General features: G+C 60.7%; 15 protein-coding genes and 1 pseudogene. 6 read left to right on the plus strand and 10 right to left on the minus strand.

The features are described from left to right. From QD357_RS21540 to QD357_RS21565, 6 genes are all read right to left on the minus strand, one after another. Complete coding sequence (locus QD357_RS21540) at nt 1–2,046, minus strand: hydantoinase/oxoprolinase family protein (RefSeq protein WP_414125006.1); 2,046 nt, start codon at nt 2,044–2,046, stop codon at nt 1–3. 90 nt (nt 2,047–2,136) lie between these two features. Then, on the minus strand, nt 2,137–2,601 hold the full coding sequence (locus QD357_RS21545; protein WP_414125007.1) for a GNAT family N-acetyltransferase: 465 nt from the start codon (nt 2,599–2,601) through the stop codon (nt 2,137–2,139). Continuing rightward, nucleotides 2,598–2,954, minus strand: a complete 357-nt coding sequence (locus QD357_RS21550; protein ID WP_183939733.1) for a cupin domain-containing protein — start codon at nt 2,952–2,954, stop codon at nt 2,598–2,600. Before QD357_RS21550 ends, QD357_RS21545 begins: the two co-directional genes overlap by 4 nt. A gap of 22 nt (nt 2,955–2,976) precedes the next feature. Beyond that, nucleotides 2,977–3,900 (minus strand): 2-hydroxyacid dehydrogenase, encoded by a 924-nt coding sequence (locus QD357_RS21555; RefSeq protein WP_414125008.1) that lies wholly within the window; start codon nt 3,898–3,900, stop codon nt 2,977–2,979. Nucleotides 3,901–4,025: 125 nt separating this feature from the next. Continuing rightward, complete coding sequence (gene argE, locus QD357_RS21560) at nt 4,026–5,150, minus strand: acetylornithine deacetylase (protein WP_183939815.1); 1,125 nt, start codon at nt 5,148–5,150, stop codon at nt 4,026–4,028. A gap of 8 nt (nt 5,151–5,158) precedes the next feature. Next, a complete protein-coding gene (locus tag QD357_RS21565; RefSeq protein ID WP_414125009.1) occupies nt 5,159–6,487 on the minus strand; it encodes an NAD(P)/FAD-dependent oxidoreductase in 1,329 nt (442 codons plus the stop codon). Between the two features lie 270 nt (nt 6,488–6,757). Between QD357_RS21565 and QD357_RS21570 the strand changes: the two genes are divergently transcribed. The 3 genes from QD357_RS21570 (at nt 6,758) to QD357_RS21580 (ending at nt 8,946) form a co-directional block, all read left to right on the plus strand. Next, nucleotides 6,758–7,657 carry a GNAT family N-acetyltransferase gene (locus QD357_RS21570; RefSeq protein WP_183939739.1) on the plus strand — a complete coding sequence of 300 codons (900 nt, stop codon included), beginning with the start codon at nt 6,758–6,760 and terminating at the stop codon, nt 7,655–7,657. Nucleotides 7,658–7,774: 117 nt separating this feature from the next. Continuing rightward, nucleotides 7,775–8,299 (plus strand): DUF4334 domain-containing protein, encoded by a 525-nt coding sequence (locus tag QD357_RS21575; protein WP_414125015.1) that lies wholly within the window; start codon nt 7,775–7,777, stop codon nt 8,297–8,299. 311 nt (nt 8,300–8,610) lie between these two features. After that, the gene (locus QD357_RS21580) at nt 8,611–8,946 is read left to right on the plus strand and encodes a hypothetical protein (protein ID WP_183939741.1); all 336 of its coding nucleotides are present in this window, start codon (nt 8,611–8,613) and stop codon (nt 8,944–8,946) included. Between the two features lie 87 nt (nt 8,947–9,033). Here the strand turns inward: QD357_RS21580 and QD357_RS21585 are convergent, their stop codons facing one another. Further along, a complete protein-coding gene (locus tag QD357_RS21585; RefSeq protein WP_183939743.1) occupies nt 9,034–9,321 on the minus strand; it encodes a hypothetical protein in 288 nt (95 codons plus the stop codon). Nucleotides 9,322–9,467: 146 nt separating this feature from the next. Next, complete coding sequence (locus QD357_RS21590) at nt 9,468–10,490, minus strand: LLM class flavin-dependent oxidoreductase (protein WP_183939819.1); 1,023 nt, start codon at nt 10,488–10,490, stop codon at nt 9,468–9,470. Between the two features lie 113 nt (nt 10,491–10,603). On the opposite strand from QD357_RS21590, the gene QD357_RS21595 reads away from it, so the two are divergent. Then, entirely contained in the window at nt 10,604–10,882 is a 279-nt protein-coding gene (locus QD357_RS21595) for a hypothetical protein (protein ID WP_183939745.1), read from the plus strand. 169 nt (nt 10,883–11,051) lie between these two features. Next, nucleotides 11,052–12,884: a methyl-accepting chemotaxis protein gene (locus QD357_RS21600; RefSeq protein ID WP_414125010.1), complete on the plus strand. Its 1,833-nt coding sequence runs from the start codon at nt 11,052–11,054 to the stop codon at nt 12,882–12,884. A 31-nt stretch (nt 12,885–12,915) separates the two neighbouring features. On the opposite strand, the gene QD357_RS21605 is transcribed toward QD357_RS21600, so the two are convergent. Then, entirely contained in the window at nt 12,916–13,581 is a 666-nt protein-coding gene (locus tag QD357_RS21605; protein ID WP_183939749.1) for an alpha/beta fold hydrolase, read from the minus strand. A gap of 200 nt (nt 13,582–13,781) precedes the next feature. Here QD357_RS21605 and QD357_RS21610 point away from each other — a divergent pair, with 200 nt between their 5' ends. Further along, the gene (locus tag QD357_RS21610) at nt 13,782–14,306 is read left to right on the plus strand and encodes a DUF992 domain-containing protein (protein WP_183939751.1); all 525 of its coding nucleotides are present in this window, start codon (nt 13,782–13,784) and stop codon (nt 14,304–14,306) included. A 106-nt stretch (nt 14,307–14,412) separates the two neighbouring features. On the opposite strand, the pseudogene QD357_RS21615 reads toward QD357_RS21610, so the two are convergent. After that, nucleotides 14,413–15,071, minus strand: a pseudogene (locus tag QD357_RS21615) (methyl-accepting chemotaxis protein); the annotation flags it as partial.

Below are 15,071 nucleotides of genomic sequence, written 5' to 3' on the forward strand. Positions count from 1 at the left end.
TCAGGCCTCCACGCGGGTGATGACAAGATTGCCGAACCTGTCGACATCGACGGCGAAATCCGGCGGGACGACCGTCGTCGTATCGTCCTGCGCGATGATTGCCGGACCGGTCAGGCGATGTCCCGCCCGCAAATCGCTGCGGTGATAGACTGCCGTCGCAGCAAGGCGGCCGTCGAACCAGGCTTCGACCGGAAAGCGCGGCTGGGCAGGTTCGTATGCCGGGCTGAGTTCGGCGAGATACGGTTTCGGCGTCGCGCCCGATATGGTCAGGCGGAGATTGATCATCTGCACCGGCGAATCCGATGCTGCATGGCCGAAAAGCCGCTTATGTTCGGCGTGGAAGGCATTGACGATGGCATCGGCATCGATCTCTTCGAGCCAATCGCCCTGAAGTGCGACTTCGATCTCGTAGGATTGGCCCAGATAGCGCATGTCGGCAAAGGCCTGGACGACGGCAGACCCGGTGAAGCCCTGTTTTTGCCGTAGCCAATGCTCGGCCTCAGCTTTCAGTTCCCGGTACGGCGCGGCAACATTTGCCATCGCCCCCGGCGTGACATCGCAATAGACGGTGCGGATGAAATCGTTCTTCAGGTCGGCGATCAGGCCGCCGAGAGCCGAGACGACGCCGGGAGTGGGCGGCACCACGACGCCCTTCATGTCGAGTTCGCGAGCCAGGAAGCAGGCCAGCATGGCGCCGGCGCCGCCGAAGGCGAAGAGGTGGAACTCCCGCGGGTCTATCCCGAAACGGGAGATCAGGCCGCTGACCTCGGCATACATGCCCGAGACCGAGATGTTGAGGATGTCGTTTGCCGTCGCCTCGATCGTGCCGCCAAGCACAGATGCAAGCGGAGCAATCGCGGCACGCGCGGCGGCGCGATCGACGTCGACAGCGCCATAGCCGAGCGGCATGTGGCCGATCAGGTTGCAGGCTGCGACGGCATCGGTGACCGTCGGTCTCGTGCCGCCGCGTCCATAGCAGGCAGGACCCGGTGTTGAACCGGCGCTGTCCGGCCCGACCTGCAGCATGCCGAAGGCGTCGACCCAGGCAATGGAGCCGCCGCCCTGCCCCACGGAGCTTACCGATACGGAGGGGATGTGAATCTGGAAGTCGCCGATCAGCTCGCCGACACCATATTGCGGCAGGCCGTCGACGATGACGGCGACATCGGCGCTGGTGCCGCCGATATCGAGGCTCAAAATGCGGTCGAAACCGCTGGCCTTGGCGAGATAGCCGGCTCCGATCACCCCGGAGGCCGTGCCGGAAAGGATCATCTGCACGCAATCGTTTCTCGCCTGGTCGATGCCCATCACGCCGCCATTGCTCTTGGTGATCAGCAGAGGGCAGGCGAGACCCTCCTGTCTCAACACGCTTTCGAAACGGTCGAGGTAGCGGGACACCCGCGGCTGCACATAGCCGCTGATGACAGCCGTGATGGTGCGTTCATATTCGCGGATGATCGGCCAGGTCTGTGCGGAGGAGAAGACTGGCAGGCCGGGTGTAAACCTTTCGATCATCGCCTTGACGGCAAGTTCGTTGGCCGGATTGCGATAGGCGTTGAGGAAGGCGATGACGATGCCATTGCAGCCGGCCCGTTCGGCCGCACGCACGGCCCTCTCCACGTCGTCTTCACGCGGAGCGTCAAGTATATCGCCCGTTGCGGCGGTTCGCTCGTCGATGCCGAACACGCGGTCGCGTGCAATCAGCGGTTCTGGCCGCACCGAATAGAGATTGTGGATCTGCGGGATTTTCAGGCGCGCGATCTGCAGCACGTCCTCGAAATTCCGTGTGGTAAATAGTGCGAGGTCATGGCCGTTGCGTTGGATGACCGTGTTGACGCCGACCGTCGTGCCATGGGTGAAATAATCGACCTCCGCGGGATCGAGCCCGTCGCGAGCTTTGAGTGTCGAAAGACCTGCCGTGATTTCCGCTCCCGGCTCATCGGGCCGGGAGAAGACCTTGAGGGTGGAGATGCGCCCGCTGGCCTCGTCAAACACCGCAAAATCGGTGAAGGAACCGCCGACGTCGACCCCGATGCGATAACCCATGTGCTGTTTTCCTCGTGCTGGCTGGGTGCAGAATGGCGCGGGAACGCCACGGTCGCCAGTAACAAGAGCAGCGCACTCCATAACCGGCGGTTATGGGTTATCGGTGGGTTTTCGGATGCTCATGTAATATTCCGGATGCGGGACCGGCGTGAAGCCGGCTCTCGCGTAGACCGCATGAGCATCGCGCGTCGCCAGCATCCAGGTGCTCACTGTTTTCAGCTCGGGATGGGTGCGGATCGCCGTCGCAAGAAACGTTGCCAGGCCCCGGCCGCGATGCTCCGGCAGGGTGAAGACATCGCGCAGATAGGCAAAGACGGCGAGATCCGTGACGACGCGCGCAAAAGCGGCAAAATCGCCGTTCGGCGCATAGATCGCGACTGGCAGCGAACCGGCGAGCGCCCGTTCGAGCAGGGCGCGATCGAGCCCGCGTGCCCAATAGGATTCTTCCGCGAGATAGCGATGGACCCGATCGGCATCGAGCCGACCGCGATCCGTGCTCAGCGTATAGCCCTCATGTTTGGCCTCGAAGACCGGCAGGTCGGTAAGGCTTGTCATGGACTGACGGTCACATAGATCTTGCGGACAGTCTCTATCGTCCGCCAGACGCCCTTGAAACCCGGCTTCATGACGAAGCTGTCGCCGGCGCGGTAGGTAAACGGCGTGCCACCCTCTTCGATCAGTTCGATGACGCCTTGAAGGATGTGGCAGAATTCGAAAGTTTCGCCCTTGATCGAGCGGGTTTCACCCGGCGTCGCTTCCCAGACGCCGGTATTGATCATTCCGTCGCGTGCGCTGTCCTGGGCCCAGGTTTTGAAAGCTGGATCTCCGGAGATCAGCCGTTCCGGCATCGCCTTGGAGTGTTTCGGCTCGAATGCCGGCTTCGGGTCGATGGTTTTCAACAGAGACATGGAGTTCCTTTCCTATGGATAGTCAGTAGCCGCGGCTGCGGTCGACAAGCCCGATCGGGTCGAGCCCGGCCTCATGGCGGCGAATATTGGCGATGACGGTGTTTGCGGCCGTCTCCGGCTGCGTGATGCTGGCAATGTGCGGTGTCAGAAGGATCTTGGGATGGTGCCAGAGCGGATGTTCGGTCGGCAGCGGCTCCGGTTCAGTGACGTCGAGGACAGCGCCGCCGATATGGCCGCTGTCGAGCGCTTCGATAAGAGCCACCGCGTCGAGCTGCTGACCGCGGCCGGCATGGACTAGGCAGGCTCCTTGCGGCAGAGACTTGAAGAGATCGGCATTCAGGATGCCGCGTGTCTCAAGCGTCAGCGGCAAGAGGCAGACGAGGATATCGACGCCCGCCAAAAACTCTGGCAACTGATCCGTTCCGCTATAGCAGGCGACGCCCTCAATGCTGCGCGGCGAGCGACTCCACCCGCGAAGCGGAAAACCGAAGGGGCGCAGCCGATCGATGACGGCTAGGCCGAGATTGCCGAGGCCGAGTATGCCGACACGCCGATCGGCGGCCTGCCGAACCGGGCGGGAGGCCCATTTGCCTGCCCTCTGCTGCTCGATATAGCCGGGCAGATTGCGATGCAGTGCCAGGACGCAGAGCGTCACATATTCCTGCATCATCCTGATAATGCCGTCCTCCACCATGCGGACCAGTTTCACCTTGTCCGGCAGTGTGGTCAGCGAGAACTGATCGACGCCGGCACCGATCGAAAACAGGATTTCGAGATTGCAATAGCGGTCGAGATCGGCCGGCGCCGTCCAGGTCAGCAGATATTTGACCGTTTCGGGATCAACGCTGGCCGAATCCGTGGCGAAGGGGAGGGAAGGCAGTTCGCGCGCGAAAGCCGCGGCAAAGATTCTTGCCCGCTCGGCATCGGAATTGAATAAAAAAGCCATAGGTTCCTCACGCTTACTTCAAAACATCCCGCTGGGCTTCCCCCGGCAGAATGGATTGAACTGGAGCCTGCCGACCGCATATCGATCCGATTTTTGCGCTTGCACATGCTTGTCGTCGCCAACGATTATCGGGCAAGACGTTCCCCCAGCGCTTCGATCATCCTGACACAGGCGGACAATTCGCTGTCCTCGATAAATTCGTTGGCTTTGTGCGCCCGTCCGATATCACCTGGCCCGCAGATGATMGCCTCCATTCCTGTTGCCTGATAAAGGCCTGCCTCCGTGCCGTAGCTGACGGCGGCAAGCGGGATTTGCCCCGTCAGTTCTTCCAGCAGCAGGGCAAGCGGTGCATCGGCGGCAAGCGACAGAGCAGGATAGCTGCTCATGCTCTCCCAGTGCGTCGCAAAGCCCTTTGCCTTCAAGGCTTCCAGCCGTCCCTTGATCCCCGCGAGTAAGCCGGCCGGATCGACGCCGGCGATCGCCCGCGCCTCCAGCTCGACTGTGCATTCCTCGGGAATGACATTGACGGCCTGCCCGCCACGGATCGTGCCGATCTGCAGCGAGGAATAAGGCGGTTCGAAATTGGTATCGAATGGCCCTGCGGTCAGGTGTTCGGCGGTCATGACTGCTTCACCGAGAATGTCCACCATAGCATGGATGGCATTCAGGCCGAGGTCCGGCCGCGACGAATGGCCGGCTCGGCCGCCGAGTACGATCCTTGCCGCCGCTTTCCCTTTGTGGGCGCGGATGGCGCGCATGCCGCTCGGCTCGCCGATGATGCATCCTTGCGGCTTCGCGCAGAGATCGGGAAGCTTTGCGATCAGATGCGGAACGCCGCGGCAACCGGCTTCCTCGTCATAGGAAAAAGCAAGATGCAGCGGCCGGGCAAGCAAGCGTCCGGCGATGGCCGGGAGCGCAGCAAGTGCACAGGCGAGAAAGCCCTTCATGTCGCTCGTGCCGCGGCCCGCGAGCTGCGTGCCATTGCGCTGCAGGCGAAAGGGGTCACTTGTCCATCCGGGTTCGGTCGCCGCGACCACGTCCATGTGCCCCGAAAGCAGGTAGCCGGGCCGGTCGGCCGGGCCGATGGTCGCAAACAGGTTGGCTCGGTCTCCTTCGGGTCCGGTGAGGACGATCACCTTTGCGCCGGCCCGTTGCAGATAATCGGCGATCCAGCCGACGATCACATGGTTTGGCGTGCCGACTACAGAAGGAAATCCGACCAGCTTTTCGAGGATCTGTTCCGCTGTCATCGCGATCATTACAGCATCCCCGGCTTTCCGAGATCTGTGCCGTCGATCATGCGCTCATACCGATAGGGTGAGGGATCGACGCAGGGCTTTTCACCGCCAATGAGATCGGCGGCCAGCATGCCGGCGGCGGGACCGATTCCGAAGCCGTGACCGCTGAAGCCCGAGGAGACGAACAGTCCGGGCCGCGAAGCGATCGAGGAGATCACCGGTATGGCATCCGGGGTGGAATCCACCATGCCGCCCCAGCATTCGGCGGGACGAACACCGGCAAGCTCGGGGTAGGTCGCCACAAGCCGAGCAATGCCGCGCTCGACAAGCTGGGCATCCGGCAGCGGATCGAGCGTGCGGATGCGCTCGAAGGGAGAAATCCCGTCCGCCTTCCAGCGGGCGATGGCTTCCGGCCCTTCGATAAACTGGCGGCCGAGGGCAAAGGTCAGGCCCTTGCGCCTCGTCTGAAACGTGCGCCAGAAATCGCGGGCTTGCAGCAGGCCGTAGGGCGTGATCTGCAATTGACCGAGACCGCTCAAACCCACGGTATAGCCGCCATCCAGCCGCCGGCGGATCGTCACGTCCTCCATCGCGATCCCGCCGTCGGTCACGGCTGGCGCGGCGGCGGTGTAGAACGATGTGGATTTGACGCATGCCTGCAGGAAGCGGATACCGTGATGCCGGAGGAACATGCCGCTCCAGGCGCCGCCGGCAACCAGAACGGCCGAAGCGCGGATTGCACCCTTTTCCGTGACGACGCCGCTGATCCGCCCCGCTTCGGTTTCGAGCTCACGGGCGGCACAGTTCTGGATGATGATAGCGCCAAGCCGTTGGGCGCCGCGCGCCAATGCCGGCACTGCAAGCTCCGGTTCCGCGCGTCCGTCGCTCGGCGAGTGGACGCCGCCGTCCCAGTGACGACTATTACCGGGAAGCATCGTGGCACATTCGGCTCCCGTCAGCATCCGTGTGTCGACGCCGAACTGCTTGCCAACGTGGCTCCAGCGCTCCCAGGCGTTCAGGTCAGTCTTGCGTGTCGTGGCGTAGACGAGACCGGTGCGGCGAAAGCCGGTTTCTTCACCGAGCTCCGCATTGAGATTGTCCCATCTATGCAGGGCAAGCCGTGCAAGCGGCAGTTCCCTCGGATCGCGATTCTGCTGGCGACACCAACCCCAATTGCGGCTCGATTGTTCGCCGGCGATCACGCCTTTCTCGACGAGGACGACGGAGGTTCCGCGCCGGGCGAGTTCGTAGGCAGTTGCAACGCCGGCCATGCCGCCGCCCAGGATGACGACATCGGCGGATTTCGGGACATCCTGGTTGCTGGCGACGCGACCGACGGGAGGGGACATCAATGGACCTCTGGAGTGTGTGGAAGGAGGTATCCGGAAGCGGAAGGTTTCATTCAGAATAAGCCGCGGCCTGTCGCCTGCCTGCCGAAAGCCCGACGGCTTTGGTGGAATCTTTCGAATTCGCGGGGATCTCAAGCGTATTCTGTTGCGCAATCACCGCTACAACCAAAGCGGGGTGGTCGGCTGCCTGAAACGTGAAAGCCCATCCTGCATGATAGGCCAAGCGCTCCGGCTGGTCCGGGAACGCGCATGTTGGGAGGGGAGATATCCATGGTAAAATCCAGTTCGATCCAACTGGATTCCTTCGAACTGACCCTCAGCGAGATGGAGAATGCCGATCTCGATGCCCTGCATGCGCTTTCGCTGGCGGTCGGCTGGCCGCATCGCGCCGAGGACTGGCAGATCGTTCGTGAGATGGGTCGCGGTGTCGTGGCGCGCGATGCCATAGGCCGTGTGCTCGGCTCCGCCATGTGGTTCGATTTTGCTCCCGACTTCACCACCATCGGCATGGTCATCACCTCCCCAAGATTGCAGATGCTGGGAACCGGCCGCTGGATGATGGAGCATGTCCTTGCGCAGACCGGTTCCCGCGCGCTCGGCCTCAACGCCACCCGCGCGGCCAAGCGGCTTTATCAGTCACTCGGCTTCCGCGCGGAAAAGCTCGACTATCAGTGCAACGGCGAAGCCGTCTCTCCGCCCATCGTGCCGCTGCCGCCACGCACCCGCCTGCGGGCGCTCGATCAAGCCGATCTTGCGGAAATCGCGACGCTGGATCTGGTCGCCTATGGTGCGGATCGCATGCCTGTGCTGACACGCCTCCTGAATGTCTCGAAAGGTCTGGCGCTTATACGCGACGGACGCACCGTCGCCTTTTCGCTTTGTCGCCGCTTCGGGCGCGGTCATGTGATCGGCCCGGTCGTCGCAACAAGCGACGAAGAGGCAATCGCTGTCGTTCGACCGCATGTCGCTGACCATGTCGGCAGCTTCCTGCGGATCGACACCCGCCAGCAGGCGGGTGCCTTTCCGCAATTCCTCGCGCAATCGGGACTGCCGGTCTATGATACGGTGACCAGCATGTCGCTGAGGCGCGCTTGGCTGCCGGAGGACGGCGCCCAGCCCGGCGGCGGAGGGCCGCTCATTTATGGTTTGGCAAGTCAGGCCTTAGGGTAGCCGCTGCAAGACTTATACAAGGAACCAGCATTCGAGCGTGTTCGGATGGTATGATTGGGAACTTGATTCCACCATGACGTTTCCGAGTTGAGCGACGTGGAAAACACCGCCAAGCGAATTCCGAGCAGTTTCCAATCGCAGGCCGAAGCCTTTGACTATTTCGATAGTCTGGGCGTGACGTCGGCCACCCAGCTTGCCGGTCTTTGGCAAGGTCACGGTGTGGCATCCGAACATCCTCTGGACGGCGTTCTGGAAAATCTTGGATGGTACGGCAAACGCTTCACGACCGATCTCAGAGCCGACGCTCTGCTGTTTGCGGCAGGACCTCATCGGCTTGTGGCGATCGATCCGTCGATGATTCCTCTGAAGCTTGCTCTTCGCTTCCATCGTTTCGGACGGACCAGAGTCGCGCGCAGCTTGTTTTCGTCCCTGCGGAAAATGTGGCGAGCAAAGGGGCCCGTTGCCTCTCTCAGATTAATGTCCTTCAGGGGCAAGACGAGCGCGGCAATGGCATATGACAGGCAGCCGATCACCGATCATTTCCGCAGGGTTGACGATGACCGGCTTCTCGGCGTCATGGCTGTCGAGGGAGATAGTCGGCATTATTTTTTCATCCTCACGCGTGCAAAGACAAAGTCTTAGGACGCAAGACCTGGTCCGCCTTCGGCAATCGGCCCATCGCCGGTAGCGTCAATGGCGGGTTTCGCGACAGCCCTATCGGCTGGTGCGCCGCACCACTTGGCAGCATATGGGTGTTCTCCGCAAATGCCTGCGCTATTTAGCTTCTTAACGGGCATAGAATTGGTCACTTTCATGGTTCCAGCTTGACACCGGATGAAGGGGCTAAGTATGCCCCGTGATCAAAGTGACTAGATGAATAGCTCGTTCGGGTGGCATTCAGGTAAGTGCTGTATGATCCCCGTCGATATCGCCGACATAGGAGGAAGCGAAAGATGTTTGGACGTTTCACAGGAATTTCTTGCATTGCGATGGTCGCAATGGCCGCAGTGCAATTGCTGCCTTCGGTCGCCATGGCGCAATATTACGACGACGATAACGGCCCGCCGCGTTGGGATCACCAAGATCAGGACTGGGGTCGTCCGCGCGGGGATTGGGACCGCGGTGGCTGTGGCCGGCGCGAACTTATGCGAGCTGCTCGTGAAGAAGGTTTCCGACGCATCGATTCCGTTCAAATGAATGGACGGCGCATCGTCGTCCGCGGTTGGAACGACGGTGGCCCCGACCGCATGATTTTCGCCAATCGACCGGGTTGCCCTGCTCTCAACTAGCAGGCGGATCGCGATCTCATCGCGCGCCGATGTATCGGCCGGCACAGGAAAAAAGGCCCGGCATGGGATGCCGGGCCTTTTTTATGGTTAGTCGCAACGCCGGATCGTCTTGGTTATCCGGTCGCCGTCTTCATTCATGCGGGTAATGGTTCTGGTATAGCAGCGGTTGCGGTCATAGTCATAGTAGCGCTCGCGATGAACCCTACCGACCGCAATGCCGTGATCGCTGATGATCACGCCCGCGCGGTTGCGATGGTGATAGTAGCCGTCATCGTATGACGGGCCGCCAATTACGATGTCTTCTGCAAATGCAGGCACAGTAACGGAACCCATAGCAAGAACCGCCATTGCGCATCCGATGATTGCATTGCGCATATGCTTATCCTCCTTAATTGCATATTGAGGCAACGATTGAGGAGGGACATGGTTCCAATATAGGACTTCAGTCCAACAGCAGGCTGTAATGGCTGACAAGCCGCCCAAGAGGCAATTGCCGAGGAGTAAAGCCTTGCCGAGCGGCTTCAGCGCCAGCCAAGGGCAGGCGCGACGTGAGTCAGGATCGCTTCGATAACATGCGCGTTGTACTCCACGCCGAGCTGGTTGGGAACGGTGAGTAGCAGCGTGTCGGCCTCGGCAATGGCTTCGTCCTTTGCCAGTTGCTCGATGAGTTTATCCGGCTCTGCGGCGTAGCTGCGACCGAAGATTGCCCGGGTCTTCTCGTCGATAAAGCCGATCTTGTCTTCATTCTGGTTGCCGTCCCCGAAATAGGCGCGGTCGCGCTCGTTCACGAGTGCGAAGATGCTGCGGCTGACCGACACCCGCGGCTCGCGCTTATGGCCTGCCGCCTTCCATGCTTCGCGAAACACTCTGATCTGGTCGGCCTGCTGGATATGGAACGGAAGCCCCGTCTCGTCGTCCTTAAGCGTGGAACTCTGCAGGTTCATCCCCAGCTTTGCCGCCCAAGTTGCGGTGGCGTTCGAGCTGGCGCCCCACCAGATCCGATCGCGCAGACCTTCGGAATGCGGCTCGATGCGCAGAAGGCCGGGCGGGTTTGGAAACATCGGCCGTGGATTGGGCTGGGCGAAACCTTCGCCGCGCAACACGTCGAGCAGGACCTCGGCATGGCGCCGGGCCATCTCAGACTCAGTCTCGCCATCGGCCGGCGCGTAGCCAAAGTGGCGCCATCCATCGATGACCTGCTCGGGAGAACCGCGGCTAATGCCGAGCTGCAGGCGTCCGCCGGCGATGATATCGGCGGCACCGGCATCCTCGGCCATATAGAGCGGATTCTCGTAACGCATGTCGATGACCGCCGTGCCGATCTCGATACGGCTGGTCTTCGCGCCAACGGCCGCCAGCAGCGGGAACGGCGAGCCAAGCTGGCGGGCGAAATGATGGACGCGAAAATACGCCCCGTCGGCGCCCAGTTCCTCAGCCGCGACGGCGAGCTCAATAGATTGCAGAAGTGCGTCGGATGCCGACCGCGTCTGCGATTGGGGCGAGGGCGTCCAATGCCCAAACGATAGGAAGCCGATTTTCTTCATCGTCATGTAGCCTTAAAATGTGACTTGCGTAGCTACCTCTTGGCACAATTCCGGGTCGAAATACAGGGTCGGTGCCGATGTGGCAGCAAGAGATTATGATATGGGAGTCAGTCATGCGGCGCATCATCCTTCTTGCAACGATTGGTCTGATCACTTGCTCATGCGATCAGACGAGCACGTCTCATACAGGCAGCTTTTCATTGAAGCCGATTCCGGGAAGCATCACCTATGGCGGCCAGCCGAGGATGAAGCTCACGAAATCCCCCATTGGAAGCCAGGTTCCGCACCGTTTCACCGATCAGTGGGGAGATGATGTCTACGAAACCTATATCATCCAGCCGGATCGCAGCCTCAGGCTGGTTGACCGGAAAATCATCGAGCGACGGTTTTAGGGGCGCGCATCCCTTATACTTGAGTCTAAACTAATATTTTGGATGATTTTGCGATACTGGCAGTATTTGTCTTTCTACCGTAAGCCGAATTCAAAACAAGTTGGCAAATGACAAAAAATTAAGCATGTTTTGTGTATCCTCGTATTCGATTTTTTCGGGGAGGGTACCCATGGCGTCAATTCAGCATAAAATCATCATTGCAAGCGTCGCAATTTTCGCGCTGGCAGGCGGCGCGACGGGCGTTGGCATATGGTCGGCATCCACCCTGTCTGGAAACAACGCCGAAGTTGGCCATTCCGCACAAGTGCTTCGCAACCATATGCAGGCCGATATGATGCATGACGCGCTTCGCGCGGACGTGCTTGCAGCTCTGCTGGCATCCAACCCGGCGGCAGGTCTGGCGGCCGACACTGTGAAGGCGGATTTGGCGGAACATGAAACGTCATTCCGGGAGATGATAGCGGCCAACAAAGCGCTCGCAACCGATGCGGCCACGCAGCGCGTGGTTGCCGACATCGAGCCGCCGCTTCTTGCCTATATAGACAGCGCCACGAAGATAGTCGACCTTGCTCTCAAGGATCAGTCGGCGGCCATGAAATCACTGCCCGAATTTATGAAGCAGTTTTCCGCGCTGGAAACTGTGATGGAACAGGCCGGGGATCAGATCAATGCGGTCTCCGAAGACATCACAAAACGCAGTGCCGAAACGCAAGCTCTTGTCGACACGCTTTTGAAAGTGCTTCTCGGGTTGACCGCACTGTTCTCGATCAGCCTCTACCTGCTGACTCAGAAGACAGTCACCACGCCGATGCTTGCACTCTCCAGCGATATGGAGAAACTTGCCGGTGGCGACACCAACATTACCTCTGCAGGTGCCGGTCGTTCAGATGAAATCGGAACCATGGCATCGGCGGTGGAAGTCTTCCGCAGGGCTGCAATTTCCAACAAGCAGCTCGAACAACAGGCCGAGGCAGCTCGCGCGGAAGCCGAAGTCGACCGCATCGCGGCACGAAAGCAGGCCGATGAAGATGCAGGCGCGCGCCTGCGTGCTGTCACGTCGGACCTCGGTGCCGGGTTGAAAAGGCTCGCGGCCGGCGATCTTGCCTTCCAGATCGATGTTCCCTTCTCGCCCGAATTCGAGAGCCTTCGACACGATTTCAACACCTCGGTGAAACAGCTCGGAGATACGCTCGGCGCTATCTCAACGGCAATCACAGCGATCGATGACGGCACCAGGGAGATTGCATCGGGCGCCAACGACCTTTCCAGACGAACCGAGCAGCAGGCGGCGTCGCTTGAAGAGACTGCCGCGGCACTCGATCAGATCACCGTCAATGTGTCGAATTCGAGCAAGCGCACCGACGAGGCCCGTGCCGAGGCGACAAAAGCGAACGATAGCGCCGCAAAGTCCGCTGAAGTGGTGTCGCATGCGGAAGAAGCGATGCGCCGTATCGAGGCTTCTGCAGAACAGATTTCCAGTATTATCGGTGTTATCGACGAAATCGCCTTCCAGACAAACCTCCTGGCGCTGAACGCCGGCGTCGAAGCCGCGCGCGCCGGTGAAGCCGGCAAGGGTTTTGCCGTAGTTGCCCAGGAAGTGCGTGAACTCGCACAAAGATCGGCTCAAGCCGCGAAGGAAATCAAAGGACATATTCAAAAGTCCTCTGCCGAGGTCGAAAGCGGCGTGAAGCTGGTGCTTGATACGGGCCAGGCTCTAAAGACCATCAGCGGACAAATCGCCGGCATCAGTCAGCACATGAACGCAATCGCCACCTCCGCTAAGGAGCAGTCGACCGGGCTTGCCGAAGTGAATGTCGCGATCAATTCCATGGATCAGACAACACAGCAGAACGCGGCAATGGTCGAACAATCCACGGCCGCGTCGGCCAGCCTTGCTCAGGAAGCGGCCAAGCTTCGCGATCTCGTCGCTCAGTTCAAGCTGCAGGCGGCCGCGATGCAACCCGTCGCTCAGCGTCGCACGAGGCACGAGATGGCGGCATAGCCGCCTTCTCCTCCACAGGTATCGTCAAGGCTCAGCCGGCTGTTTTTTTATCTCGAAGGCGGTCGCTCCAAGCCCGCACGGTCTCGCCGACCGTCCTCAGATGGTCGGCGGCCGTCAGACCTGAAACTGCCTTGCGCGGCTTCAGGTCATGATCGCCATCTTCGAGCCAGACTATGTCAATGGCGTCCGACAGCACATAGTGGGCCACTTCCTCGCGAGTGCCGAATTGATCTCGCGTGCCCTGACAGATCAAGGTCGGGGTCTTTAATCCGGCTAGGTGCGCTGTGCGTAGATTTTCGGGTTTGTCCGGCGGATGAAAGGGGTAACCCAGACATAGCAATCCGGCGATGTTGCCGTCTTCGTAGAGGCCATCGGCGATCATGCTTGCCACGCGGCCGCCCATCGATTTGCCGCCGATAATGAGTGGACCGGTAGCGCCGAGTGCGGCGATCGCCGCCAGATATTCACTCTTCAGTGTTTCCGCCTTGGGCGCAGGTTTCCGCAAACCGGAACTGCGCCGGCCAGCCATATAGGCGAACTCGAAACGAGCGACACGAAAATTGCGCTCCGCCAGGGCGCCGGCGACTGCGTTCATCGAGGCCGAATCCATCGGTGCACCCGCGCCGTGGGCGAGGAGAATGGTGATCTCGGCGTCTTCCGGACCTTGAAGAAGAAACGTGTCGTTTGCGGTTGTCATGCGGCTAGTCTTCGCCCAACCTCCCGAGTTTGGCAATCGCGCTCTGGCAAAATCCGGGTCGATCATTCACGAGAAAGTTCCGGCCAAAGAGCGTAGTGTTATCGACGTTCGTTTTGCGCCTCCAAGGAATCTCTCCTCGGTTCGAACGAACTTGTGTCCAGTGCGTTGAGGGAAGTGCGAATGGTCAAGGAGGAAACCTTATGAAAAAGCTTGCTCTTATTGTCACCGCAGTTTCGCTCGGGCTCGCCGTTCCTGCCGCCAATGCGGCAACGGCGCATCATCCGCAAAAGCACCCCCACAAGGAAGAGGCCGCGAGGGGGCCTAAGGAACGTCTTGGCACCCTGTCCTGCCAGGTTGCGGGAGGCGTCGGTATGATTATTGGCTCCAATAAGGCCGTCGATTGCCGGTTCAAGCGGAGTTCGGGTCCGTCAGAGCATTATGTTGGCTCAATCGGTAAGCTCGGCGTCGACATCGGCGTGACAGGCAAGTCCTATCTGAGCTGGGTTGTCTACAGTATCCAACCAACCCGCGCCGGAGAGGGCGCTTTGGCCGGTGATTATGTCGGTGCATCTGCCGGCGCTGCCGTGGGCGTCGGTTTGGGGGCAAACGCACTCGTCGGCGGGACTTCGAAAAATTTCGGCCTGCAGCCGCTGAGTGGMGAGGCAGGAACGGGGCTTAACGTCGCTGCCGGCGTGTCGAGGCTGCAATTGCGCCCAGCCAAATAGTGCCTTGAGCAAGACATTCGCCGGGGCGAGGATAGCCGCGACCTCCAGATAAAGAAAAACCGCCGGGTTTATGCCCGGCGGTTGAGATCGCTGTTGCGTTCCCGCTTTAAGCGGCGTAGMGGTTCTGGGCAGCCGGACGACCGTCGTTGACGCGGAAGCCGCGGATCAGCCCGAGCAGGTCCTCGGTGTCGGCAGCGAGTGTCTCGGCCGATGCCGTCGTCTCTTCCGCCATGGCGGCGTTCTGTTGCGTGGCGGCGTCGAGCTGGTTCATCGAAGACGAGATCGAGCGCAGCGTCGTATCCTGTTCGGAGGCGCTGTGGGCGATCTTCGAGACGATCTCGTTGGGCCGCCTTGATCTGGTCGGAGATGCGCTTCAGCGCTTCGCCTGCCTCGCCGACAAGGCGGACACCCTGGTCGACCTGGCCGGAGGAGCGGGCGATCTGGTCCTTGATCTCCTTGGCGGCGGCGGCAGAACGCTGCGCCAGTTCGCGCACTTCCTGGGCGACGACGGCAAAGCCCTTGCCGGATTCACCGGCGCGTGCCGCCTCGACGCCGGCATTCAGTGCCAGAAGGTTGGTCTGGAATGCGATCTCGTCGATGACGCCGATGATCTTGCTGATCTCTTCCGATGACTTTTCGATGCCGCTCATCGCGTCGATCGCCTGGGCGACKACGGCGTCGCTGCGCGAGGCTTCGGTCAAGACKGCATGCACGCGTTTGCTGGCCTCATGGGCGCCTTCGGCGGTCTGGCGCACGGCGACGGTC

Source organism: Rhizobium sp. BR 317 (assembly GCF_047445835.1).
GTDB lineage: Bacteria > Pseudomonadota > Alphaproteobacteria > Rhizobiales > Rhizobiaceae > Rhizobium > Rhizobium paranaense.

Excerpts from the sequence above, each read along its gene's own strand:
- QD357_RS21540 (WP_414125006.1), bottom strand. The coding sequence starts at position 2,046 with ATGGGTTATCGCATCGGGGTCGACGTCGGCGGTTCCTTCACCGATTTT.
- QD357_RS21555 (WP_414125008.1), bottom strand. The coding sequence starts at position 3,900 with ATGGCTTTTTTATTCAATTCCGATGCCGAGCGGGCAAGAATCTTTGCC.
- QD357_RS21595 (WP_183939745.1), top strand. The coding sequence starts at position 10,604 with ATGCGGCGCATCATCCTTCTTGCAACGATTGGTCTGATCACTTGCTCA.
- QD357_RS21590 (WP_183939819.1), bottom strand. The coding sequence starts at position 10,490 with ATGAAGAAAATCGGCTTCCTATCGTTTGGGCATTGGACGCCCTCGCCC.
- QD357_RS21600 (WP_414125010.1), top strand. The coding sequence starts at position 11,052 with ATGGCGTCAATTCAGCATAAAATCATCATTGCAAGCGTCGCAATTTTC.
- QD357_RS21565 (WP_414125009.1), bottom strand. The coding sequence starts at position 6,487 with ATGTCCCCTCCCGTCGGTCGCGTCGCCAGCAACCAGGATGTCCCGAAA.
- QD357_RS21570 (WP_183939739.1), top strand. The coding sequence starts at position 6,758 with ATGGTAAAATCCAGTTCGATCCAACTGGATTCCTTCGAACTGACCCTC.
- QD357_RS21605 (WP_183939749.1), bottom strand. The coding sequence starts at position 13,581 with ATGACAACCGCAAACGACACGTTTCTTCTTCAAGGTCCGGAAGACGCC.
- QD357_RS21545 (WP_414125007.1), bottom strand. The coding sequence starts at position 2,601 with ATGACAAGCCTTACCGACCTGCCGGTCTTCGAGGCCAAACATGAGGGC.
- QD357_RS21550 (WP_183939733.1), bottom strand. The coding sequence starts at position 2,954 with ATGTCTCTGTTGAAAACCATCGACCCGAAGCCGGCATTCGAGCCGAAA.
- QD357_RS21585 (WP_183939743.1), bottom strand. The coding sequence starts at position 9,321 with ATGCGCAATGCAATCATCGGATGCGCAATGGCGGTTCTTGCTATGGGT.
- QD357_RS21580 (WP_183939741.1), top strand. The coding sequence starts at position 8,611 with ATGTTTGGACGTTTCACAGGAATTTCTTGCATTGCGATGGTCGCAATG.